This window comes from Luteibacter anthropi (assembly GCF_011759365.1).
Taxonomy (GTDB): Bacteria; Pseudomonadota; Gammaproteobacteria; order Xanthomonadales; family Rhodanobacteraceae; genus Luteibacter; species Luteibacter anthropi.
Window position 1 is genome coordinate 26,976 of record NZ_JAARLZ010000012.1, and the last position, 23,575, is coordinate 50,550.

The 23,575-nt window shown below is 65.6% G+C and carries 23 protein-coding genes; 11 read left to right on the forward strand and 12 right to left on the reverse strand.

Going from position 1 to position 23,575, the window contains the following annotated elements; genetic code table 11:
* Positions 1-70 precede the first annotated feature (70 nt).
* Positions 71-985 carry an MASE1 domain-containing protein gene (locus tag HBF25_RS18380; protein WP_166951080.1) on the forward strand — a complete coding sequence of 305 codons (915 nt, stop codon included), beginning with the start codon at positions 71-73 and terminating at the stop codon, positions 983-985.
* 27 nt (positions 986-1,012) lie between these two features.
* Here the strand turns inward: HBF25_RS18380 and HBF25_RS18385 are convergent, their stop codons facing one another.
* Positions 1,013-1,474, reverse strand: a complete 462-nt coding sequence (locus HBF25_RS18385) for a hypothetical protein (RefSeq protein WP_166951083.1) — start codon at positions 1,472-1,474, stop codon at positions 1,013-1,015.
* Positions 1,475-1,694: 220 nt separating this feature from the next.
* Between HBF25_RS18385 and HBF25_RS18390 the strand changes: the two genes are divergently transcribed.
* Both HBF25_RS18390 and HBF25_RS18395 read left to right on the forward strand, forming a co-directional pair.
* A complete protein-coding gene (locus HBF25_RS18390) occupies positions 1,695-2,579 on the forward strand; it encodes a PAS domain-containing protein (RefSeq protein ID WP_166951098.1) in 885 nt (294 codons plus the stop codon).
* A 133-nt stretch (positions 2,580-2,712) separates the two neighbouring features.
* Positions 2,713-3,924 carry a carboxylate--amine ligase gene (locus HBF25_RS18395; RefSeq protein ID WP_166951100.1) on the forward strand — a complete coding sequence of 404 codons (1,212 nt, stop codon included), beginning with the start codon at positions 2,713-2,715 and terminating at the stop codon, positions 3,922-3,924.
* On the opposite strand, the gene HBF25_RS18400 is transcribed toward HBF25_RS18395, so the two are convergent.
* The 3 genes from HBF25_RS18400 to crcB are packed head-to-tail and all read right to left on the reverse strand — an operon-like array spanning position 3,856 to position 6,896.
* Positions 3,856-5,295, reverse strand: coding sequence for an MFS transporter (locus HBF25_RS18400; RefSeq protein WP_166951102.1), 1,440 nt, complete (start codon positions 5,293-5,295; stop codon positions 3,856-3,858). The genes HBF25_RS18395 and HBF25_RS18400 overlap by 69 nt on opposite strands.
* A 38-nt stretch (positions 5,296-5,333) precedes the next feature.
* The gene (cfa, locus tag HBF25_RS18405; RefSeq protein WP_166951103.1) at positions 5,334-6,455 is read right to left on the reverse strand and encodes a cyclopropane fatty acyl phospholipid synthase; all 1,122 of its coding nucleotides are present in this window, start codon (positions 6,453-6,455) and stop codon (positions 5,334-5,336) included.
* A gap of 48 nt (positions 6,456-6,503) precedes the next feature.
* Positions 6,504-6,896: a fluoride efflux transporter CrcB gene (gene crcB, locus HBF25_RS18410; protein WP_166951105.1), complete on the reverse strand. Its 393-nt coding sequence runs from the start codon at positions 6,894-6,896 to the stop codon at positions 6,504-6,506.
* A gap of 118 nt (positions 6,897-7,014) precedes the next feature.
* Here crcB and HBF25_RS18415 point away from each other — a divergent pair, with 118 nt between their 5' ends.
* Positions 7,015-8,283: a multidrug effflux MFS transporter gene (locus tag HBF25_RS18415; protein WP_166951107.1), complete on the forward strand. Its 1,269-nt coding sequence runs from the start codon at positions 7,015-7,017 to the stop codon at positions 8,281-8,283.
* A 298-nt stretch (positions 8,284-8,581) separates the two neighbouring features.
* Here HBF25_RS18415 and HBF25_RS18420 read toward each other — a convergent pair whose 3' ends face one another.
* The 5 genes from HBF25_RS18420 to HBF25_RS18440 are packed head-to-tail and all read right to left on the reverse strand — an operon-like array spanning position 8,582 to position 11,540.
* Positions 8,582-9,061 (reverse strand): hypothetical protein, encoded by a 480-nt coding sequence (locus tag HBF25_RS18420; protein WP_166951109.1) that lies wholly within the window; start codon positions 9,059-9,061, stop codon positions 8,582-8,584.
* On the reverse strand, positions 9,058-9,321 hold the full coding sequence (minE, locus tag HBF25_RS18425) for a cell division topological specificity factor MinE (protein ID WP_166951112.1): 264 nt from the start codon (positions 9,319-9,321) through the stop codon (positions 9,058-9,060). The genes HBF25_RS18420 and minE overlap by 4 nt, the downstream gene beginning before the upstream one ends.
* 2 nt (positions 9,322-9,323) lie before the next feature.
* A complete protein-coding gene (gene minD / locus HBF25_RS18430; protein WP_166951114.1) occupies positions 9,324-10,136 on the reverse strand; it encodes a septum site-determining protein MinD in 813 nt (270 codons plus the stop codon).
* A gap of 34 nt (positions 10,137-10,170) precedes the next feature.
* Entirely contained in the window at positions 10,171-10,947 is a 777-nt protein-coding gene (minC, locus tag HBF25_RS18435) for a septum site-determining protein MinC (RefSeq protein ID WP_166951116.1), read from the reverse strand.
* On the reverse strand, positions 10,944-11,540 hold the full coding sequence (locus HBF25_RS18440; protein WP_166951118.1) for a GNAT family N-acetyltransferase: 597 nt from the start codon (positions 11,538-11,540) through the stop codon (positions 10,944-10,946). The genes minC and HBF25_RS18440 overlap by 4 nt, the downstream gene beginning before the upstream one ends.
* A gap of 190 nt (positions 11,541-11,730) precedes the next feature.
* On the opposite strand from HBF25_RS18440, the gene HBF25_RS18445 reads away from it, so the two are divergent.
* The 7 genes from HBF25_RS18445 (at position 11,731) to HBF25_RS18475 (ending at position 19,971) form a co-directional block, all read left to right on the forward strand.
* Entirely contained in the window at positions 11,731-12,993 is a 1,263-nt protein-coding gene (locus HBF25_RS18445) for a sensor histidine kinase (protein ID WP_166951120.1), read from the forward strand.
* The gene (locus HBF25_RS18450) at positions 12,990-13,631 is read left to right on the forward strand and encodes a response regulator (protein WP_144915358.1); all 642 of its coding nucleotides are present in this window, start codon (positions 12,990-12,992) and stop codon (positions 13,629-13,631) included. The genes HBF25_RS18445 and HBF25_RS18450 overlap by 4 nt, the downstream gene beginning before the upstream one ends.
* 227 nt (positions 13,632-13,858) lie before the next feature.
* Positions 13,859-15,217: an SRPBCC family protein gene (locus HBF25_RS18455; protein WP_166951122.1), complete on the forward strand. Its 1,359-nt coding sequence runs from the start codon at positions 13,859-13,861 to the stop codon at positions 15,215-15,217.
* Between the two features lie 370 nt (positions 15,218-15,587).
* Positions 15,588-16,523, forward strand: a complete 936-nt coding sequence (locus HBF25_RS18460) for an ABC transporter ATP-binding protein (RefSeq protein ID WP_166951124.1) — start codon at positions 15,588-15,590, stop codon at positions 16,521-16,523.
* A complete protein-coding gene (locus HBF25_RS18465) occupies positions 16,520-17,254 on the forward strand; it encodes an ABC transporter permease subunit (protein ID WP_166951126.1) in 735 nt (244 codons plus the stop codon). Before HBF25_RS18460 ends, HBF25_RS18465 begins: the two co-directional genes overlap by 4 nt.
* 3 nt (positions 17,255-17,257) lie before the next feature.
* Positions 17,258-19,111 (forward strand): GldG family protein, encoded by a 1,854-nt coding sequence (locus HBF25_RS18470; protein ID WP_166951128.1) that lies wholly within the window; start codon positions 17,258-17,260, stop codon positions 19,109-19,111.
* Positions 19,112-19,131: 20 nt separating this feature from the next.
* Positions 19,132-19,971 carry a cytochrome c oxidase assembly protein gene (locus HBF25_RS18475; protein ID WP_425483509.1) on the forward strand — a complete coding sequence of 280 codons (840 nt, stop codon included), beginning with the start codon at positions 19,132-19,134 and terminating at the stop codon, positions 19,969-19,971.
* Here HBF25_RS18475 and ppk2 read toward each other — a convergent pair.
* From ppk2 to hemA, 3 genes are all read right to left on the reverse strand, one after another.
* Positions 19,965-20,738 carry a polyphosphate kinase 2 gene (gene ppk2, locus HBF25_RS18480; RefSeq protein WP_166951134.1) on the reverse strand — a complete coding sequence of 258 codons (774 nt, stop codon included), beginning with the start codon at positions 20,736-20,738 and terminating at the stop codon, positions 19,965-19,967. The two genes, HBF25_RS18475 and ppk2, sit on opposite strands and share 7 nt — an antisense overlap.
* Positions 20,739-21,095: 357 nt before the next feature.
* On the reverse strand, positions 21,096-22,178 hold the full coding sequence (prfA, locus tag HBF25_RS18485) for a peptide chain release factor 1 (protein ID WP_166951136.1): 1,083 nt from the start codon (positions 22,176-22,178) through the stop codon (positions 21,096-21,098).
* Between the two features lie 31 nt (positions 22,179-22,209).
* Entirely contained in the window at positions 22,210-23,481 is a 1,272-nt protein-coding gene (gene hemA / locus HBF25_RS18490) for a glutamyl-tRNA reductase (RefSeq protein WP_166951139.1), read from the reverse strand.
* Positions 23,482-23,575: the final 94 nt, after the last annotated feature.

Sequence of the window (23,575 nt, forward strand, 5' to 3'; positions counted from 1 at the left end):
TCTTCATCGCTGACAGGGGGCAGGGAATCTGGCACCCTCGACCTTTCCATGGAGACGCTAAGGGGACGGCGTGAGCGCGAGCACGGAGCACTGGAAAGCCTGGGGACAATACATCGCGATTGCCGGCGCCTATGCCGCTTGCTACGAAGTCACCCGTCACGTCACCTTTCCGCATTGGATACTGACGGCAGGGCTGCGCCTCAGCTGCCTCCTGCTGGTACCTGTCCGATATTGGCCTGCGCTGGCGCTGGGCGAATTGCTGCCCATGGTGGAAAACGCCTTGCTGTGCATTCCCCAGTTTGGGATTCCATGGGCTATATCGGCCTCCGTACCGATGATCGTGCTCTGCATGGCATGCATAAAGCCCATGCGCGCCAGATGGTCCTACTACAGCCCGGATGGGCGGCTAAACAAGGTGTTTCTGCTAGGCGCCACACTTGCCTGCGCCTTGCTGACTGCGATCAAAACGTCGGTGACGACTCTTACTGCCCTGATGGACTCCCCGGGGGCATGGCCCGACATAGATCTGCATCTTTATTTCTGGGCCTACCTGCTGGGTTCCTATCTCGGGGCGCTCACGCTCACGCCGATGATTCTGGCGCTTAAACAACGATTCGACGAACAGGGTTTTTTCAGCATGACCATGCTGACGCGCAGTCCGCTTTTCCGGGACACGATGGCCATCGTCCCCATTCTAGGAATGCTTTGCTGGTATGCCTTCTCGACGCACGACGAAGTTGCGAAACAGCTGGCACGATTTGCGATGCTGGTTCCTGTTGTGGCCATGACTTGGCGGCATGGCTGGCATGGAGGTGCCATTGCCGGCATGGTATCGAGCATTGCTTCGGCGGCCACTGCGGACGCCCTGCTGGATCCGAAGATGATCCAGTTTCAGGTCGTTCTTTCTCTGGTGGTTTCGGCAAGTCTGTTTACCGCGGCAAGGTTGCCGAACGCATCTCGCGAGACGCTGATATCAGAGAGGTGATGACCATCGGGCATCACCTTGTGCCGATTACTGTCGCGGTACGCTGCACACAGCAGGATTCGTGCAATCCCCCATCACAGCCATGAGGCGGGCGGTGCCATCCGTCTGCGGAGCCACGAACACCTGGATGCCATTGCCGCGATAGATAGTCTCGCCGGCGACGCTGGCGGGCCTGGGCAACGGCTCGTCCGGCGTGGCGAGGTTCGCCGCATCCGAACCAATGGGCAGGCCGACCAGGGCATAGGGTGTCCGCGCGAATGCGCCGCGTACCTTGCCTTGCGCATCGTTGACCTGGATGTAGCGGGTGTTGCCGCGCTGGAACACATAGACATGCCAGTTGGAGCTGCTGCTGACGTCACTGGCGTTGGGCCAGCTTTCACCCAGTCCGCCTGCCGGCGCCGGCGGATTCGCGGCAAGCGCGGTACCGCACGTGGCAGACAGCGCGGCGAGCAGGGTGAGCGAAAGGGTACGGCGGGCAAACGGACGCATGCGACCTCCTGGTCTGTAAACGAGCCCGTAGCCTAGCGCCTCGTCTTGGCGCTGAACCAGTGCTTTGGAGACGCAGGCCGGCGACGGATGATTCTTGCCGGAGTCGCCCTTTTTCCCCTTCCGAAAAGGAGCATGATGACCCCGCCACAGGGGGCTAAAGCCGGTGGGTCCACCGGTCGATAACGGTTTTCGTATTCACGATGACGCGTGGGGCAGCCGTATGGGAATGTTCGATTGGTTCAGCCGGCGTGCTCGCCCCGAACGGGCGATCCTCGGCGGCCTGTCGCGTTGCCAGGCGGTGGTGGAATTCGGGCCCGATGGCGTCATCCGCTCGGCCAACGAGCGTTTTCTTGCGGCCCTGGGCTGCCGCGCCGATGCGGTGCTGGGCATGCCGCATGCCCGGTTTATCCAGAACGACGACGAAGAGCGCCTGTGGCGTGGCGTGGGCCGTGGCGAGCCGATGACGGGCACCTTCCGCGCGATCGGGCCGGGCGGCCAGGTGGCCTGGCTGCACGGCTCGTATCTGCCGCTGTCGGATGGCGACAGCCGGGTGTCCAGCGTGATGATGTATGCGGTGGACGTGACCTCCGAGCACCTGCGCTCGCTCGACCTGGCCCAGCGCCTGGCTGATGCCGGGCGCGGGCAGGCGGTGGTGGAGTTCTCGCTGGATGGCATGCTGCTGGCGGCCAACGATGCCTTCCTGGAGCTGATGGGGTATCGCAGCGACGAACTGCTGGGGCGCCACCACAGCATGTTCGTCGACGAGGCCGAAAGCCGCTCCGATGCCTATATCGCGTTCTGGCGACGCCTGCGTTCCGGACTGCACGACGCGGCGCTTTACCGTCGCCTCGGGCGCAACGGCAGGGTGGTGTGGTTGCAGGCTACCTATAACCCCGTCTTCGATGCTCACGGCCGGCCCGTGAAGATCGTGAAGTACGCCATTGCCATTGATGCCGACGCTGCCCATCGCCCGGCTCCCGATCTTCAGGACGTCATGGAGCTTGGCGATCATCCAGACACACTGTCGATGGATGCGGCCATAGAGGCCGCGCTCGCGGCGCGCCAGCTGCAGGGTGGCACGCCCGTGGCTGGCGGTTCGGAATAGGCCAACTGGCGAGCTACCGGCCCGCGGTAGCCGATGTCACATTGCGCCGGGCAGGGCTCGCCATTCCGGCGCCGCGCCCTTGCCGGGGGCGACAATGGACGGATGGGACAACGGAAGGGTTCCGGCAATCGTGATGGCGCGCGGGCCGACGGCGCTGGGCATCCTGCGCAGCCTGCGCATGGCGGATATTCCGGCCTACGTGGCGGCACCCGCGGGGGATATGGTCACGTACTCGCGCTGGTACCGCCCCACGCCCGGCGCCGAGCCGTGGGACGGTCGTCCGGGTCCCCAGGCGTACGCCGCACTGGATGCGATGCCGCTGGAAAAGGCCGTGATCGTTCCGGGCGCGGACGATGCCGCCCTGTGGGCGGCCGAGCTGGCCGAATCGCTGCTGGGACATCGCTTCATGGTGAGCACCGCCACGCGCGGCGTGCAGGCCCTGTTGCAGGACAAGTCGGCGTTCGCGGCGTACTTGGCGAAGACCGATATTCCGCATCCCCGTACCTATCGTTTGTCGTCCCTGGCGGATGTGGAGCGGATTCCTTTCGGGGAACTGGATCGTGTCTTCGTCAAGCCGGTGAACTCGCAGCGCTTCAGCGACGTGATCGGCGTGAAGGGGCTCTGGGTGACGCGACGCGATGAGCTGCACGACACGTGGCTGCGCCTGCATGCACAGGGTTTCGACGTGATGGCCCAGGAATACGTGCCGGGACCTGCGACCGAGCATTACTTCATCGACGGCTTCCGCGATACGCATGGCGACTACGCCGGTGTTTTTGCACGGCGCCGCGTTCGCATGTCGCCACCGGACTTCGGCAACAGTTCGTGTTGTACGTCGGTACCGCTATCCGATGTGCCTGCGGCGATGCATCACCTGCGCCACCTGCTCGACGGGCTGCATTACCGCGGCATCTTCAGCGCGGAGTTCAAGCGCGATCCGCGCGACGGCGAGTTCCGCATCCTCGAAGTGAACACGCGTGCCTGGACGTATGTGGAGTTTGCCGCCCGCCATGGCGTGAACGTGTGCGAGATGGCCTGGCAGGATGCGCTCGGCCTGCCCGTCACTCGTGCGCTGCGACACTATCCGGAGGGCAGGCGGTGCGTGGATCTTTACCACGACCTTGCCTCGGTGCGTGCGCTGCGCAAACGCCGTGTGCTGGGCTGGCCGGAGGTGCTGAAGCAATGGAGTGGCGCCAGCCTGCACACCTTTCGCATGGACGACGCGCGACCTGCGCTGCACTTCGTCGGCGACCTCGTGAAACGCCACCTGCGCGAATCAGTCCGCCCGCCCGAGGGGGGCGGCGACGTCCTCCAGGGATCGCCGCTCGGCCGCGATCCCAAGTAGCCAGCCCGCCACGGCACCGATGAGCATGAGGGCCGCGCCCAGCACGTAGCCCCAGCCGATGGATAATCGCTCGCCGCTGCCGATCAGGACACCGAACAGCCAGGGCCCGCCGACGCCGCCAAGCGCAGTGCCGAAGGCATAGAACAGCGCGATCGCCAGGGCGCGCAATTCCAGCGGAAAGCTTTCGCTCACGGTGAGGTAGGCCGAACTGGCGGCCGCCGATGCGAAGAAGAACACCACGCTCCAGGCGATGGTCTGCGAGCGCGCATCGAGATGGCCGTGCACGAACAGCCAGGCGGTAACGAGCAGCAACAGGCCTGACAAGGCATAGGTCAGCGCGATCATGGGCCGGCGCCCCCACGTATCGAAAAGCCTGCCCAGCAGCAGGGGACCGAGGAAGTTGCCGGCGGCAAACGGCAGCAGGTAGAGGCCCACGTCGGCATCGGCCACGCCATAGAAGCGGCCGAGCACGAGTGCGTAGGTGAAGAAGATGGCGTTGTAGAAAAACGCCTGCGTCGCCATCAGCACCACGCCGAGCAGCGTGCGGCGTGGATATTTCCGGAACAGCGTGCGCGCCACGTCGCCCAGCGTGATCGCGTGGGGATGCAGACGCAATACAGGCAGCGGTTCGCGTGGTGGCGGGGCATGCACGCGGCGTTCGATATCGGCCACGATGGCGTTGGCCTCCGCGATCCGGCCGTGCAACATCAGCCAGCGAGGGCTTTCCGGTATCCAGCGACGCAGGAAGAGAATGCCCAGGCCGAGCACGGCGCCCATGGCAAAGGTGAGGCGCCAACCGATCTCGGCAGGCACCCGCGGGTTGTCGAGCAGCCCGACGGCACCCAGCGCCCCCAGGGCGGCACCGATCCAGAAACTGCCATTGATGACCAGGTCCGTGTGACCGCGATAGCGGGCCGGTATCAGCTCCTGGATGGCCGAATTGATCGCGGCGTATTCACCGCCGATACCGGCGCCGGTAAGCAGGCGGAAGATCACGAACGTGGCGTAGTCGGGCGACAGCGCAGTGGCTGCGGTGGCGGCGAGATACAGGCCCAGCGTGAGGGTGAACACTTTCTTCCGGCCCAGGCGGTCGGTGAGCCAGCCGAAGAACAACGCCCCCACCACGGCACCGACGAGGTAGAGACTTCCGGCCAGTCCCACCTGCGCGTCGCTCAGGTGCAGCACGGGGCTGGATTTCAGCGCGCCCGCGATGGAGCCGGTGATGGTCACTTCCAGGCCGTCGAGCACCCAGGTGATGCCCAGGGCGACGACCACCAGTGTGTGGAAGCGTCCCCAGCGCAGCCGATCCAGCCGCGCGGGGACATCCGTCTCCCTGATCGCCCCGCCATGCTGTTCCGATGCTCCGGCCATCCCCGGACCCTACCGGGGCGAAAGTCGTCGTTCTGTCGTCAGCGCGGCACGCGGTAGCCGCCCGGCACGCCGTCGGGCGAAAGGGTGAGCTGCCAGAGCTGGTCGCGCCGGCTGCGGAAGACGCCGGCCGAGCAGCCCAGGTAGAAGTGCCACATGCGCCGGAAGCGCTCGTCGTAGCGGTCGCTGAGTCGTGGCCACGCAGCATTGAAATTCGCCAGCCACGCCATGAGGGTGCGGTCGTAGTCCGGGCCGAAGTTGTGCCAGTCCTCCACGACGAACAGGTCTTCCAGCGCGGTCGCCACCTGGCTCATGGCCGGGATCAGGGAGTTGGGGAAGATGTATTTCTCGATCCAGGGATCGGGGCGCCCGGGATGACCGTTGCTGCCGATGCAGTGGAGCAGGGCGAGACCTTCGGGTCGCAGGCAGCGACGTGCCACCTCGAACCAGCTGCGGTAGTTTTTCTGGCCCACGTGTTCGAACATGCCCACGGAGAGCACGGCGTCGAAAGGCTCGTTGAGTTCGTGGTAGTCCTGCAGGCGGATCTCGATGGGCAGGCCTTTGCACAGCTCGCGTGCGTAGGCGGCCTGTTCCTTCGAGATGGTGACGCCCACGCCGCTGACCCCATAGCGTTCGGCCGCGAACTTCAGTGCCTCGCCCCAGCCGCAGCCGATGTCGAGGATGTGCTGGCCCGGGCGCAGCTTGAGCTTGCGGCAGATCAGGTCGAGCTTGGCTTCCTGTGCGTCGTCGAGGTTGTCGGCCCCGGCCCAGTAAGCGCAGGAATACACCAGGCGCTTGCCGAGCATGGCTTCGAACAGATCATTGCCCAGGTCGTAGTGCTGGCGTCCCACGTCCCAGGCATGGTCGCCGCGCTGCATGTTCACGAAGCGCGCCTTCAGGTGCATCAGCAGGGTGTCGAGCGTGCGCAGCGACTGGTCGAGATGGGACGACAGCACCCGGGTAAAGAAGCCGGGGAGGTCGGCGGCATCCCACCAGCCGTCCATGTAGGCCTCGCCGAGGCCCAGCGAGCCGTGGGCGAAGACGCGCGCATAGGTGCGTTCGTCATGGACGACGATATCGGTGGGACGATGCCCGCCGATGCTGACGCCTGCGTGTTCGAGGATGGATTGTGCGCGTGCCTTGAGAGACGAATCGTTGTGCATGTCCTTGAGTTCCGGTCTGGCCCTCGTGCCGCCCCGCGCGGCGTGTCGCTAGCTGAAGTGCCTGAGTACCCCGCGTGTGATCATGAGGCCGCCGATCGTCATGATGAGCGAGCCGAACAGGTTCAATGCCACGTGGCCGGCAAACCATGCATATTGCTGGCGCAACAGCAGGCCCACGGCTTCGGCGGAAAAAGTGGAGAAGGTGGTGAGGCCGCCGAGGAAGCCGGTGGCTACCAGCAGGCGGATTTCCGGCGGCAGCGACGGAAAGTGGTCGAACACGCCCAGGGCCACGCCCATCAGCAGGCCGCCGGTGAGGTTGGCAGCGAGCGTGCCCACCGGCACGTCGGCAAAGATGGGGTTGAACACCACGGCCAGCCACCAGCGCAGCCAGCAACCGAGTATGCCGCCGATGCCGACGGCCAGGAATCCGGTGTAACCCACGTTACCCCCGAGGAGGATCGATGTCCCCGATTATCTGCCTTTCGCCACGAGACGGCGAGGGTGTGCTTGCGGATTCAAGCTATACTGATTTTCTGCCCCCGTACAGAAACACTGTCGCATGACTACCGCGCCCCGCGATACGCGGCGCTATCTGCCGCTCCTGCTCGCGGCCCTGACGATGATCGGGCCGTTCTCCATCGATGCCATCTTTCCGGGGTTCCCGGACATCGGGCGCACGTTCGGCGTCGGTGAGGTGGCATTGCAGCAGCTGCTCAGTGTCTACCTGCTCGCCTATGGCGTGATGAGCCTGTTCCATGGGGCCATCTCCGATGCCTATGGGCGCAAGCCGGTGATCGTGATTGCCATGGGTGTGTATGCGGCGGCATCGCTGGGTGCGGCCATGGCGCCGAGCTTCGGTTTCCTGCTGGGCTGTCGCATCCTTCAGGGCATCTGCGGTGGTGCCGGTATCGTCGTGGGGCGCGCGGTCGTGCGCGACACGATGAACGGTGAAGACGCTCAGCGGATGATGTCGAAGGTGATGATGATCTTCGGCATCGCGCCGGCCATCGCACCTATCGTGGGCGCGTGGCTATTGGGCCTCGACGGCTGGCGTGGCATGTTCTGGGCGCTGTCCGGCTTCACCGTACTGCTCACGATCGTCACCTGGTACTACCTCGACGAATCGCATCCGGTGGAGCGGCGCACGATCTTCCGTCCGCGCCCGTTGATGCGGCAGTACCTGCATATCCTCAGCGACCGGCCGTTCTGGCCGCTGGCCATCGCGGGGTCCATCAACTTCTCCGGTCTGTTCCTTTACATCGCTTCAGCACCGCACCTGATCCGCGACGTGCTCCACCTGGGAGCCGATGGGTTCCCGTGGCTGTTCGTGCCGGTGGTGGTGGGCATGGTGACCGGTGCCTTCATCTCGGGACGCGTGGCGGGGCGGGTGAGCGCCATTCGCACGGTGGGCTGGGGCTATGCGGCGATGCTGGCATCCTGTGCGCTCAATATCGTGCTGGCCGTAGGGCTCGACCATCCGCGGGTGCCGTGGACGACGCTGCCGCTCGCTCTTTACGGTTGCGGTGTGCAGATTGCGTTCCCGACCATCACCATTCTCCTGCTCGATCGCTTCCCGGAGCAGCGCGGCGGCGCATCGTCGGTGCAGACCTTCGGCAGCCTGATGACCACGGCCCTGGTGGCCGGCGTACTGTCGCCGATGCTGTCGAACGACATGCTGGTGCTGGCGTTGGGTGGCACAGGCCTGTGCCTGCTCGGTATGTCCGGGTGGGTGTGGTACGTGATGATGGAGCGCCGTCGGGTGGATCGGGCGAAGGCAGGTGCCGCTACGGCGGTGGCTGCCGAGGTCGAGGCGGACGAGCCGATGTGATGCGGTCGCCCTGGTGTGGACCGGGGCGCTGGGTTCCTGTTTTCACAGGAACGACGAGCTGAAAGTCCCTACCACCTACCGTCGTTCCAGCGAAAGCTGGAACCCAGCGCGGTGCAGCGGGATGTCGCGAGGGAGTGCCCTACGCCAAAGCCGATGTGGCGCCCTCGCCGTGCTGGCAAACCGGGGCGCTGGGTTCCTGTTTTCACAGGAACGACGAGCTGAAAGTCCCCACCACCTACCGTCGTTCCAGCGAAAGCTGGAACCTGGCGCGGTGCAGTCGGTTGTGGCGGCCACGCCCCTACGAAACAGGCAACCCACGTGCAAGCAGAAACTCACGCGCCTCAACGGCATCCTGCTCGAACCACGCACGGGTCGAACCGAGCCGGTAGGTATACCCCCAGCGGTCCATGTCTTCCATAAGCCGCACAGAACCCACCGAAGGCAGCTGCCCCGCCAGCACGATCTGCAGGTAGCAGGTGGCGTCCTCTTCCTCGATGGAATCGGTGGCGTCGGTATGGACGAGCGCGCGTTTGTCGTCCGGCAGCACGATCAGGTGGCAGGCTTCGTGAAGCAGGGAGTGCACCGGCGTATCCGCGCGGGCATAGACCGTGGTGCCGATGATGCCGGCTTCGGTGTCGCCCCAGTAGCTGCCGGGAATGGCCTCGCCGTTGGCGATGGCAACGAGCGTGAGCCCGTGCGAAGCAAGCAGGTGACGCGGTTCGTCGAAACCGATGTCGCCGACGCGGAGTACCGCGTCGGCGGGATCGGGAGCGTTCATGCGCCGGGCTTGCCCTCGGGGAGGGCAACCGATAGTTCCAGCACCTCGTGACCGCTGTCGCGTTCGAGGTTGATGTTCACGGCCTCGACGTCGACGTTGACGTACTTGCGGATCACTTCCAGCAGCTCGTTGCGCAGCAGCGGCAGGTAGTCGGGGCCGCCGCGCGTCGAGCGCTCCTGGGCGACGATGATGCGCAGGCGCTCTCTGGCGACGCCTGCGCTCGGTTCGGGTTTGCGCTTCAGGAAATCGAGGATACCCATGTTCAGCCTCCGAACACGCGCTGGAAGAAGCCCTTCTTGGTCGGCTCGATAAACCGCAGCGGCCGTTCCTGGCCGAGGATGCGGGCGACAGTGTCCTTGTAGGCGTGGCCGGCATTGGAATTGTCGTCGAGGATCACCGGCACGCCGGCATTCGACGCTGCCAGCACGTTCTCGGATTCGGGAATGACACCCACGACGGAGATGCCGAGGATTTCCTCGACGTCCTTCACGCTGAGCATCTCGCCGGCTTCGACGCGATTGGGGTTGTAGCGGGTGAGCAGCAGGTGCTGCTGGATGGCCGCTTCGCCCTTTTCCGCGCGGCGGGTCTTGCTGGAAAGCAGGCCCAGGATGCGATCGGAGTCGCGCACGGAGGACACTTCCGGGTTCACCACGACCACGGCGTGGTCGGCGAAGTACATCGCCAGGTGGGCGCCCTTCTCGATACCGGCCGGGGAATCGCAGACGACGAAGTCGAAGCCTTCCTTGGTGAGCTCATCCAGCACCTTTTCCACGCCTTCCTGCGTGAGCGCGTCCTTGTCGCGGGTCTGCGACGCGGCCAGCACGTAGAGGGTGTCGTAGCGCTTGTCCTTGATGAGGGCCTGCTTGAGCGTGGCCTCGCCGTGCACGACGTTGACGAAGTCGTACACCACGCGACGCTCGCAGCCCATGATGAGGTCGAGGTTGCGCAGGCCGACGTCGAAGTCGATGACGGCGACCTTCTTGCCTTCGATAGCGAGTCCGGTCGCGAGGGAGGCGCTGGTGGTGGTCTTGCCGACTCCGCCCTTGCCGGAGGTGACGACGATGATTTCAGTCAAAGGATGTCTCCGCGAAAATAACGTTGGACCGGCGTCAGAGGCGCGCGATCATGAGTTTTCCATTATCGAGCCAGCATTGCACGGCCTGGCCCTCGAATTCCTTGGGGATGTCCTCGAACACGCGGTAATGCCCGGCGATCGCGACCAGTTCGGCGCGGAAGTCGGTGCAGAAGATGCGTGCCGTCTCGTCCCCCTGGGCTCCCGCCATGGCCCGGCCGCGCAGCGGTCCGTACACATGGATGGAACCGTCGGCGATGACCTCGGCGCCATTGGCCACCGGGGTCATCACCACGAGATCGTGGTCGCGCGCATAGACCTGCTGGCCTGAGCGCACGGTCGTGCCCACGTGCTTTTGTGCCGTGGACGACGTGTTCTGTTCATAAGCCGGCGGCGCCTGGCGGGTGGCCGCGGGTTCTTCGCGCAGGGGCGCCGGCGGCGGTGCCGACGAGGCGGCCTCGGCGTGGCCCGGCTCGTACTGGGCGCGGAACTTGGCGATCAGCGGCAGGCCCATGCGCTCGGCCAGGGCTTCGGTCTCGCTGGTGCCGTAGGCCAGGCCCACCGGCAGCATGCCTGCGCTGCGGATGGCTTCCAGCAGGGCATCGACCATGCCATCGTCCGGCAGGCGGGGCAGGTGGGAGAGATCGAGCACCACGGCCGTGCGCGCGAACATCTGCGGTGCCGAGCGCACGCGGCGCTCCAGTTCTTCCACCAGCGCGGCGGCATCGACGCGGCGCAGGCGCACGCAGGCGATACCGACCTGGCCGAAGCGCAGGTCGCAGGCGGCTTCGAGGGATTCGGCACGAGCATTCATGCGTGGGCTCCCTTGCCGTCGATGGGACGCGCGCGTCCGCGCAACCAGTCGACGTCGGGCAGCCCGCCGTGTTCGAGATAGCGCTCGCGCACGAAGGGGAAACTGGGCAGTTCGCGGGCGAGCAGGCTCACCTTCGGACCCTCTTCGCCCATCTTCTGCTGGCCCACTTCCTGGAAGCCCATGGTGCCGTGGAACAGCACGGTCTGGTCGTTGCGGGGTTCAAGGAAGACTTCGCAGGTCAGGAGCGGCACACGTACCTCGGCATAACTCTGTACATCGCAATAGAAGATCCGGCCCAGCCCATGGCCGCGGGATTCGTGGGCGATCACGATGCGATCGATGTACACGAAGCTGTCGTAATGGGACTGGAACCAGCGGTAATTCGGACTGTCGTAGGTGGCTTTTTCGCGCAGGGCGATGAGGAAGCCGAGCAGGCGGCCGTCCTGTTCGGCCACGCGGAAGTAATCGGCGATGTCGTACAGGTGGCGCAGGCGGGTAGCGTCCATGGCGAGGATGCTGGTGTCGCCGGCGTTGTTCAGCGCCAGCACGGCGTCCAGATCGTGCTCGCGCACGTCGCGGATGGCAGGGGCCATTCAATGCTCCGCAGGTGGTTCCGGGAATGGCGGCCCCCGGGCCGCCGTATGCGCGCCATTATGCCATGCCGGCCGGTCTGCGGGTGTGCGGGCGCAGATGTAAAACCGTTGTAAAGCCTGCGCTTGCCCACGGCCGTCCCGTGCCATCCGTCAGGTGGCGGTGCCGCGCCAAAGCCCTATGATGCCCGGCATGTCCAAGGTTCAGCTAAACCATGTCCGCCTTCTGAGGTACGCCACGTACTTCGTCTTCCTGTGCGTCGGCCTGCCGCTGTCCATCCAGCGTGCCGGCAACGGCGTGGGCCAGATCAGCGACGTCGCATTGCTGATGTGGACGGCGTGCTACCTCGTCTTCGGCCTCGTCTACTGGCTGTTCACCCGCGACCTGGGCCTGCGCGTGGATGGTCTTACGCGCATGGCGGTGCTGCTGATCCTCACCGGCTCGGCGCTGGCGATCGGCGTTATCAGCAAGAGCGGCCTGGCGGCCCTTCTGCTCACCATCGTGGCCTCCGTAGTGCCCTGGCTGGTCAGCGTGCCGGTCGGCATGGCCTGGATGGTCTTCGCCCACGTGGCGCTGATTCCTGTATTCATGGGTTTTCCCGTGCCCTTCCTCGCGGCGCTGATGCAGTCGTGCCTGTATTTCGGCTTCTCGGCGCTGATGTTCATCACCTCGATGGTGGCCAACCAGCAGGCCGAGGAGCGCGAGGAACTGCGTCGGCTGAACTCCGAACTGCGCGCCACGCGCGCACTGCTTGCCGAATCCACCCGTATCGCCGAGCGCATGCGCATCGCGCGCGACCTGCACGACCTGGTGGGTCACCACCTCACGGCGCTCAGCCTGAACCTGGAAGTGGCCAGCCACCTCACCAACGACACGGCGCGCGAGCACGTGCTGAAGGCGCAGAGCACGGCCAAGCAACTGCTGGGCGACGTGCGCGAGGCGGTGAGCGAGCTTCGCCAGGACGATGCCATCGACCTGACCCAGGCCCTGCGCAGCCTCACCGAAGGCGTGCCCGGCCTGGCCGTCCACCTGGATATTCCCCAGCGTTTCGGCGTGGAGGACCCGCGTCGCGCGCAGATGCTGCTGCGCTGCGTGCAGGAGATCCTGACCAACACCGTCCGCCACGCCAACGCACGCAACCTGTGGCTTACCTTCCGGCATACCGGTCCCGACGAGCTGTGTCTCGACGCCCGCGACGACGGGATCGGCAGCGGCCAGCTGCGCCCGGGCAACGGCCTGAACGGCATGCGCGAGCGTCTGGCCGAGTTCGACGGCAGCCTCGATTTTCGCCTGGGACCCACCGGCGGCTTCGCGCTGACGGCCCGGCTTCCGCTGGGCGAAGAGCAGACCCTCGCCCATGCGCCCTTCCGTCCCTGGCCCGAGATGGGCGCAGGGGATGACCACGACCCGGCGCTCCATGCCAAACTTTCCTCCCCTGCCGAGGGCCAATCATGATTTCCGTCTGTCTCGTCGATGACCAGAACCTGGTTCGCCAGGGTATCCGCTCGCTGCTCGACCTCGCTGGCGACATCCGCGTCGTGGCCGAGTGTGCCGACGGCGCCCAGGCCGTACAGACGATTCCCCAGGTGCGCCCTGACGTCGTACTGCTGGACCTGCGCATGCCCAACATGAGCGGCCTGGAAGTGCTCCAGGCGCTGGGCGGCCGCAACGAGCTGCCGCCGACCATCATCCTCACCACCTTCGACGACGACCAGCTGGTGCTGTCGGGCCTGAAGGCCGGTGCCCGGGGTTACCTGCTGAAGGATGTCTCGCTCGACCAGCTGGTGGAGGCCGTGCGTACGGTCGCCGCCGGCGGCTCACTGGTGGCGCCCATGGTCACCCAGCGCCTGCTGGCCGGGGTGGGGCGCATCCAGAACCAGTTCACCAGCCTGGAACAGCCCGACCCGCTCACCGAGCGCGAAACCGAGATCCTGCGCCTGCTCTCGGGCGGCTACAGCAACAAGGAAATCGCCAATTCCCTCCGCGTCGCCGAGGGCACGGTGAAGAACCACGTGTCCAATATCCTGTCCAAACTGGGCGTCCGCGACCGTACCAGGGCGGTGCTGAAGGCGCTGGAACTGGGCATCGTCTGAGCACAAGCTGACCGAAGCGTGACCCCCTTCACCCCTCCGGCCGAAAATCGGCTTGTGCCAGCTTGGAAAAAAGGGCAGGGGACCCAATAGCGTTCGCCGCCGCGAGCAAGTACCATCAGTCCTTTCGGCGCGGGCGAACCCCTGCCACGGGCCGATTCGCCAGGGGTGACCGCCGGTGTCCACAACCGCGCGTGGAGCCTGTTCAAAGACGTTCGGAGAACCGTGGAATGACGCGTCTGTTAGAATTTATTGTCGCCATCCTCATCGTCGCCGTCCTCGGCGTCGTAGTCGGCGTCGCGATGCCCTCGACGGGACACGTCGAGCGCGAAATGCTCATCAGCAAGGACTTGCGCCAGGTTTACGACGTTTTCAGTAACTTCCGTCGCTTCCCTGATTACACCGTGCTGCGCACCTTCGATCCGAAGATGCAGTTCGAGCTCTCTGGCAAGGCCTACGGCCCGGGTGCCAAGATTTCCTGGAAGGCTTCCGATCCGAAGATCGGCGACGGCTCCCTCGAAATCGCCTCCATCGATCCCTCGTTCGCTCAGGTCACCGACGCTGGCAAGGGCACGATCGTATGGAACCTGGACAACAACTGGCGCGGCCACGACAAGACCTTCACCATCAAGCTCGAGCGCACTGGCCGCAGCCAGAAGCTCGTGAAGGTGAACTGGTCCTATGACGTCGCCTACGGCTGGAACCTGGTCGACCGCTTCTCCAACCTCTACATCCATGGCGATCCCGATGCGCTGATCCAGTTCAGCCTGACGAACCTCCAGAACGTCATGGCCGCCATCCCCAACATCGACTACAGCAAGATGGTCCCGTCGATCGCCGAGCAGCCGGCCAAGCCGATCCTGTTCGTCTCGACCACCGCCCCGCGTACGCTCGATGACGTGGACACCGCTTCGGACAAGGCCATGGCCGAAATCCAGGCGGCTGCCAAGAAGCTGGGTGTGAACATCGTGAGCCCGCGCATCACGTTCACCACCAACTGGGGCGACCAGAACTACACCTTCGACGTGGCCGCCGAGATCGACGCCACCACGCTGAAGATCAACGGCCAGGATGTCGAACTGACCGCCGCCCAGCGTCCGGCGCTCGACGCCGCCGCACCGGCAGAAGCCTCGACCGCCGCCGCCCCGGCCGCCGACAACAGCGCCCCGGGCAGCAAGGACAAGCTCGGCCGCGTGATCGTCGATGGCAACGTCAAGGCCGTGCTGGCCTTCGGTGGCAAGGCGCTCAAGGCCGACTGGAACGGCACCGGTGCCGGCCTGCCGCAGACCCGCCAGATGCTGGCTGCCTACTCGCAGACCCACGGCTACAAGTTCGACGACGTGACCTTCCGTCCGTACGACATCCAGGTGAAGGCGCCGACGAACAACCACGGCACCATCGAGGGTTACGACGAGCAGAAGTTCGAGATCTACCTCCCGCTGCAGGGCGACAACGTCCCGGACCAGACCCCGGAACAGGAAGCCGGCATGAAGCAGCCGGGCCTGGAAGAATCGGCCCCGGCCGCCTCGTCCACGGCTCCCGCCGCTGCGGGCACCGCCCCGGCTCCGGCCAGCACCGCCGCGAAGTAAGTTTTCGCGTCCGGTAGCGGAACTGAAAAGCCCCGGCTTCGGCCGGGGCTTTTTTTTACGCGGGTGAGGCACCGCTTCGCAGGTGGCTCGCCTCGCGGCCTCGCACGCGTCCCCTGTAGGAGCGCGCCTGCGCGCGACCGGATGAATCGAAACGATGATGATGTTCGCGATGACCGGTCGCGCGCAGGCGCGCTCCTACAGGGGGGCGGTAGCTCAAAGGTTTCCCGCACGATCACCGCGAGATGGGGAGAGGCGGCGGGGCCGCCCCCGTCGCCTCTACACCGCCACGCCACAGGCGCCGAGCGCGAGGCCGCAAGGCGAGCCCACCCTACGAAGCGAACACCCCACATCATTGGCTACACTGCGGGCAATGATCGAGACCGAACGACTCACCCGTTGCTATGGCCCGCTGACCGCGGTCGATTCGCTGACGCTGCGCGCCGAGCCTGGGCAAGTGGTCGGGCTGCTGGGCCCCAACGGTGCCGGCAAGTCCACCGCGATGCGCATGATTGCCGGGTTTCTCACGCCCACCTCGGGCACCGCGCGGGTCTGCGGGCACGATGTGCGCAAGGAGCCGCTGGCAGCGAAGCGGGCGCTGGGCTACCTGCCTGAAGGGGCGCCCAGCTACGGTGAGATGACCGTTCGGGAGTTCCTTTTCTTCATGGTGCGGGTCCGTGGGCTGGACAGCGATGTCGCCTTCCGCCGGTTCGACGAGGTGGTGATGCGGCTGGAGCTTGAGGATGTCCTCGAGCAGACCATCGGTACGCTGTCCAAGGGCCTTCGCCGGCGCGTGGGGCTGGCGCAGGCGATCCTGCACGATCCGCCGGTGCTGATGCTCGATGAACCCACCGATGGCCTGGACCCCAACCAGAAGCATTCCGTGCGCATGCTGATCGACGCCATGGCGCGCGAGCGCACGATCCTTATTTCCACGCACCTGCTCGAAGAGGTGCACGCGCTGTGCAATCGGGTGGCGATCATCGCCAACGGCAAGCTCCTGGCCGACGCCACCCCCGCGGAGCTGGAGGCTCGCTCGCGGTATCACGGGGCGGTGTCGTTCAGCGCACAGGGCAGTGGGGTGTCGCGCGAGATGCTGGCACGCATTCCCGGAGTGTCGATGGTAGAGGTCGATCCGCTCGACGGGCGTGTGACCGTGTTTCCCAAGCCGGGGCAGCCGATCATGGAAGAGGTGCAGGCCTTGCTGCGTACGCAGAACCTGGAAGTGTCGGAAATCCAACTGGAGAGGGGGCGCCTCGACGAGGTGTTCCGCCAGATCACCACGACGCCGCGCGGGGGTAACGCATGAGCCCCGTGCTTGCCATCACGCGTCGTGAGTTGTCAGCGTATTTCGTGACGCCCGTGGCCTATGTGTTCATGGTGATCTTCCTGGTCATGGCCGGGTTCCTCACCTTCTATACCGGCGACTTCTACGATCGCGGGCTGGCCGACCTGCAGCCGTTCTTCGACATGCATCCGTGGCTTTACCTGGTGCTGGTGCCTGCGGTGACGATGCCGATGTGGGCGGAAGAGCGTGCCTCGGGCACGCTGGAGCTGCTGTTTTCGTTGCCGGTGTCGATTTCGCAGGCGGTGCTGGGCAAGTTCCTGGCGGCCTGGGTGTTTATCGGCATCTGCCTGGTGCTGACCTTTCCCGTGTGGATCACCGTGAACTACCTCGGTGATCCGGATAACGGGGTGATTCTTGCGGGGTACGTAGGAAGCTGGCTCATGGCTGGCGCGTTCCTTGCCATCGGCACCTGCATGTCCACGCTCACGCGCAGTCAGATCGTGGCCTTCATTCTTACCGCCAGCGTGTGTTTCGTGCTGCTGCTGATCGGGCAGCCGCAGGTGCTGGATTTCCTGCAGGACTCGGTGCCGCCGAAGCTGATCGGCGCGCTGGGCCAGGTGAGCCTGTCGCGACATGCCAACGCCATCGCGCGTGGCGTGCTGGACCTGCGCGACCTGGTCTACTTCTTCGCGACCATCGTGGCGTGGCTGGGTGCCAGCGTGATCATCCTCGACCTTAAGAGGACGCGCTGAGTCATGTCGCCGATCCGTATCTCGCGTTCCTTCATGCTCAGGCTGGCCCTGCTGGGCGTTGCCGTGGCCTTCCTGCTGGTCATCGGGGTGAGTTCGATGTCGCTGCGCACCGCGCGCATCGACCTCACCGCCGACCGCATCTACACCCTTACCCCGGGCACGCTGAAAATCGTGGATGCGTTGACCCAGCCGGTCACCGTGACCCTGTATTTCTCCGAACACGCCACCCGCGATCTTCCGCAGCTGCGCAGCTACGAGCAGCGCGTGCAGGAGATGCTGCGCGAGATGGCGGTGCGGGCGCATGGCCGCATCCGCTTCAGGGTGATCGACCCCGTGCCGTATTCCGACGACGAGGACGCGGCGGAGAGCTACGGGCTCACGCCGGCCACGGGTGGCAGCAACGGCGAGCGGGTGTTCTTCGGGCTGGTGGGTACGGGTGGCCAGGGCGAGGTGCCCCCGCAGGCGATTCCGTTCTTCGACCCGGCACGCGAAGCCTTCGTGGAATACGACATCGCCAAGCTGCTTTATGAGCTGGGCATGCCGAAGAAGCCGCGCCTGGGCATCATCAGTACCTTGCCGGTGCAGGGTAACCCCGTACTGGGCGAGCAGCCGTGGACGGTGCTGCGTCAGCTGGACCAGCTGGCGGATGTCACCACGATCGACGCGTCGTCGCTCACGCGTATCGATCCGGCCATCAAGGTGCTCTTGCTGATTCATCCCAAGAGGCTTTCGGACGACGCCCAGTACGCGATCGACCAGTTCGTGCTGCGCGGGGGCAGGCTGGTGGTCTTCGTCGACCCCGACTCGGAGATGGACAACGCTCCGCTGGTGGATTCGCACGGCATCACTGACGATCACAACTCCGACCTGCACCGGCTGTTCACGGCCTGGGGCGTGGTCTACGATCCGACCAAGGTGGTGCTGGACCGTTCGCAGGCGCTCACCATCGAGCTCAACGGCAACAACGTCGTGCATCCGGCGATGCTCGGGCTGGGTACGCAGGACCTGAACCACGATGACGTGGTAACGGCCAGCCTCCAGCGGGTGAACGTGTCCACGGCGGGTTTCTTCGAGCTGGCGCAGGATACGCATGCGCGCCTGGTGCCGCTGATCCAGACCTCCGACGATGCTTCCGTGGTGCCGGCGCAGAGCGTGCGGGAATCATCGGGCGATCCATCGTCGTTGCTGGAAAGCTACGAACCCACCCACGAGCGCTACGTGCTCGCCGCCCGCCTGCGCGATACCTTCCACACGGCGTTCCCCGAAAGAAAAGAGGCCGGCCACCTGTCCGTCGCGCCGTCGCCGGGTGAGGTGGTGCTGGTGGGCGATACCGATCTGCTGTCCGATCGCCTGTGGATCGACGTGCAGCTGCTGCTTGGTCAGCAACAGCTCACGCCGTTCGCGAACAACGGCGATTTCGTCTCCAACGTGGTGGACAACCTGGGCGGTTCCAGCTCGCTGCTTTCCATTCGCGGGCGTGCGAACCTGCAACGGCCCTTCACCCGCGTGCGTGCCTTGCAGGCGGTGGCGGACCGGAAGTTCCTGGCCAAGAAACGCGAGCTGGAGAACGAGCTGTACGACACCCAGCGACGCCTCACTGAGTTGCAGCCGGCCAAGGCCAGCGGTGGTGCCTCGTCGTCCAATGCCGAGCAGCGACGCGAGGTCGAGCAGTACCTGCAGCGCAAGCTGGCCATCGGCAAGGAGCTGCGCGAGGTGCAGCATCAGCTCAATGCCGAAATCGACGCGCTCGGCCTGCGCCTGAAGTTCATCAATATCGTGCTGGTGCCGGGCCTGGTGGCGCTCTTCGGTCTTATCTACGGCTGGCGCCGGTCACGGCGCGGCAGAAGGGCGGTGTAGCGATGACGGGTGGCGGCCTCATGAAGTGGATCGTGCCCTGGGAGTTTTCCTGGGTGTTCCTGTTCTGCTTTCTGGCGGCCGCCTTCCTGTATGTCGCGGGCTCGCGGCGTCTCAGGGTGCCGATCGCGCGACAGGCGGCGTTCTGGGTGGGCATGGCGATGGTCTACGTGTCGCTGCACACGTATTTCGATTATTACGCCGAGCATGAGTTCTTCATGCACCGCATCCAGCAGGTGCTGCTGCATCATCTCGCACCACTGTTCATCATCGCCTCGTACCCGGGCACGGTGCTGCGTGCCGGGCTGCCGTTGTCGTGGAGGGTTCGCCTGCGCCGCCTGGGTCGCTCGCTGCCCGTGCGCATCGCGAACGTGGTGCTGCTCAATCCGGCCTTCGTCACGTTGTCCTTCGTGGCGTTGATCCTGGTCTGGCTGGTGCCCGACCTGCAGACGCTGGCCATGCTGGACTGGCGCATCTATCGCGCCATGAACTGGTCGATGATCCTGTCGGGCCTGGCCTACTGGTGGCTGGTGCTGGATCACCGTCCCAGGCCGCCGGGGCGCATGTCGCCCGGCATCCGCGTGCTGTCTCCCGCCCTCACGATGACGCCGCAGATCGTGGCAGGGGCCATCGTCACCTTTTCGCGTACCGATCTTTATCCGATCTTCGAGATCTGCGGACGCGCTTTCACCATGAACGTGCTCACCGGCCAGCTGATCGGAGGCGTCATCATGTGGGTGCCGGCGGCCATGATCGAGACGGCGGGCGGCCTGCTGGCGATGCGCCAGTGGCTGCGCCTGTCGCGCCTGGGGCGGCTGCCGAAGCGACCGCCGCCCCGTCGGGTCGCCGTGGCGCGTCAGTAGGCCTTCGGCACCTTTTCCGCCTTCACTTTCACCTTGTCGCGCTTCGGCTTGGCGTCCAGCGGCGGCAGGTCGATCTCCGGCTGCGGGCAGAGCACGTCGGGCACCTGGTCGAGCAGGTGGCGGATGAGGTTGAGGCGACCGACCTTCTGGTCGTTGTAGTCAGCGATGAACCAGGGCGCGTGGCGGGAGTGCGTGCGGGCGACCATGGTGTCGCGCAGGTCGCTCATCTCGCCGTATTTCTCGCGGCCCTTGAGGTCCACAGGCGAGAGCTTCCAGCGTTTCAGCGGATCTTCCGCGCGCTCGGCGAAGCGTTCTTCCTGGATGCCCTGGTCGACGGTGAGCCAGTACTTGAAGAGCAGGATGCCGTCGTCGGTGAGCAGTTTCTCGAAGGCAGGGCAGGCCTTCATGAAGGATTCGTACTGTTCCGGCGTGCAGAAGCCCATGGCGGGCTCGATGATGGCGCGGTTGTACCAGCTGCGGTCGAACAGCACGAGCTCACCGGCGGCAGGCAGGTGGGGCACGTAGCGCTGGAAGTACCACTGGCTTTCTTCGGTCTGCGAAGGCTTGCCCAGGGCCACGACGCGCGCGGCCCGGGTGTCGAGCTTGTCGGTGATGGCCTTGATGGTGCCACCCTTGCCGGCCGCATCGCGGCCTTCGAAGATCACCACCATGCGCTTGCCCGTGCTGCGCAGCCATCGGGTGAGGCCGACCAGTTCGATCTGGAGGTCTTCGAGGGCGTGGTCGTAGGCTTTTTTCTTCTTGCCCATGGGACGGGTTCCTTGGAAGGTAGCGGTCACTATGCCGCAGTCCCCGTCACGGTGGCGTGCCCGCAGGAAACGGTCGCGCGCGAGGCGCGCTGTTGCAGGCGGTGGTTTGATTCGGGGCGGGGCGGTTTGTACCGGTCGCGCGCGAGGCGCGCTCCTACAGGATTACTTCGGTTCTGGGTGGGTCGCGCGCGAGGCGCGCTCCTACAGGGTTGCGTTGGTTCTGGGCGAGGCGCGGTTCTACAGGGCGAATGTGTAGGAGCGCGCCTGCGCGCGACCGTAGAAACCAGGGCACTCCACACCGCCGCGAGCGGCCGTAGAAACCAGGGCACTCCACACCGCCGCGGGCGGCCGGAACCCTCACCCCCCGGCAGTCAACGACTGCAACTCATCCGCCTGGTTCTCGCGGGTGAGGGTGTCCACCAGTTCGTCCAGATCCCCCTGCATCACCTCGGTCAGCCGGTACAGCGTGAGGTTGATGCGGTGGTCGGTGATACGCCCCTGCGGGAAGTTGTACGTGCGGATGCGCTGGCTACGGTCGCCCGAGCCTACCTGGAGACGGCGGGATTCGGCCTGCGCAGCGCTCAGCTTGCTGCGCTCGGCATCGAGCAGGCGCGCCTTCAGCAGGCTCATCGCCCGCGCACGGTTCTTGTGCTGGCTGCGCTCGTCCTGGCATTCCACCACCGTGCCCGTGGGCAGGTGGGTGATGCGGATGGCCGAGTCGGTCTTGTTCACGTGCTGGCCGCCGGCACCCGAAGCACGGAAGGTATCCACCTTCAGGTCGGCGTCGCGGATCTCGATATCGTTCACTTCATCCTGCTCGGGCAGGATTGCCACGGTGGCCGCCGAGGTGTGGATGCGACCCTGCGACTCGGTTTCCGGCACGCGCTGCACACGATGGGTGCCAGATTCGAACTTCAGCCGCGAATAGGCGCCACGGCCTTCCACGCGGGCCACGATTTCCTTGTAGCCACCGTGCTCGCCGTCATTCGCGTTGAGGATTTCCACGTGCCAGCGCTGGCGTTCGGCATAGCGCGCGTACATGCGGAACAGGTCACCGGCGAAGATCGCCGCCTCGTCGCCGCCCGTGCCGGCGCGCACTTCGAGGAACAGGTTGCCCTCGTCACGCGGGTCTTTCGGCAGCAGCAGGATCTGCAGCTCGGCATCGAGGTCGACGAGGCGTGCCTCGATACGCTCGATGTCGTCGGCCGCCATCTCGCGCATGTCCGGGTCGTCGAGCATGGCGCGGGTGTCTGCCAGTTCGCGCTCGGCGTCGTCGTGCTCCTTCAGCGAAGCCGCCACGGGTTCCAGCTGGGCGTATTCGCGCGAAAGATCGCGGAAGCGGTTGCCATCGGCCAGCACGTCCGGCTGGGCGAGCAGGATGCCCACTTCTTCGTGGCGTTCGGCGAGGGCTTCGAGTTTGCGGCGGATCGACGGGGTCATTCGGTGCACGAGGTTCGGCAATAGCCGCACATCATGCGGAAACCTCGTCGTCCGGGTCCAGTCCGTAGAGGCGGCCGGCGGCGTGGAGGAGGTCGAGGTCGCCCGAGAGTGCGGCATCGCGCAGACGTGCGCTGGGGGTATGCAGCAGCTTGTTGGTGAGCGTGTTGGCGAGGAAGGCCAGGGCCTCCTCGGCCGTGCGGCCCCTGGCCAGCATGGCCTGGGCCTTGGCCAGCACCTCGTCGCGATGGGCTTCGGCCGCACTGCGCATGTCCACCGCCGGGTTGCGCAGGGTGAGGGCACGGCGCCAGGCCATGTAGCGCTCGACCTGGAGGTCGATGATGGCGTCGGCTTCGCGGGCGGCCATTTCTCGCGAGCGCCGGTTTTCATCGATGACCTGTTTCAGGTCGTCGATGCCGTAAAGGTATACGTCGTCCAACTGGGCCACTTCCGCCTCGATGTCGCGCGGCACGGCGATGTCCACCATGAACATGGGCCGGCGGCGGCGTTGCGCGATGGCGTCGGCGACCATGCCGCGCGTGACCACGGGCAGGCGCGAGGCGGTGGAGCTGATGACGATGTCGGCCTCGGCCAGATGCCGGGGCAGGTCGGAAAGGGCGATGGCATAGGCGCCATAGCGGCCGGCCAGCTCCTGGGCGTTTTCCAGCGTGCGGTTGGCGACGATCAGGCGGCGTACCTGCTTGTCCACCAGGTGCTTCGCGGCCAGCTCGATCGTCTCGCCGGCGCCGATCAGCAGCACGCAGGCCTGGCGCAGATCGGTGAATACCTGCTCGGCCAGACGCACGGCGGTGTAGGCCACCGAGACGGTGTGCGCGCCGATGCGGGTATCCGTGCGCACGCGCTTGGCCACGGCGAAGGTGTGCTGGAGCAGGCGCTCCATCGGTGCCTTCAGCACCTGGGCGCTGCGTGCCTGCTGGTAGGCATCCTTTACCTGACCCAGGATCTGCGGCTCGCCCAGCACCATCGAGTCCAGCCCGGTCGCCACGCGGAACATATGCCGCACGGCATCCTGTTCGTCGTGCCGGTAGAGGAACTCATCGAGCCGTTGCGGGGTCAACCGGTGCTGATGCGACAGCCATTGTCCGGGTACGCCCTCGAAGCCTTCCGCCACGCTCACATACAGCTCGGTACGGTTGCAGGTGGAGAGGATCATCGCTTCTTCCACGCCAGGCTGGCGTGCGAGATCACCCAACGCCTCGGGCGCCGCCGAGGCGTCAAACGCCACCTGCTCGCGCAGGCTGACCGGCGCGGTGAGGTGATTGAGCCCGAGGGCGATGAGTGGCATGACGGGCGTGAGTCGGTGTCGGTGGCGTCGGCTAAGCTAAGAGCGCATTGTGCGCCCATGAGGCCCCCGCATGTAGGCGAGGCCGATGGAAAAC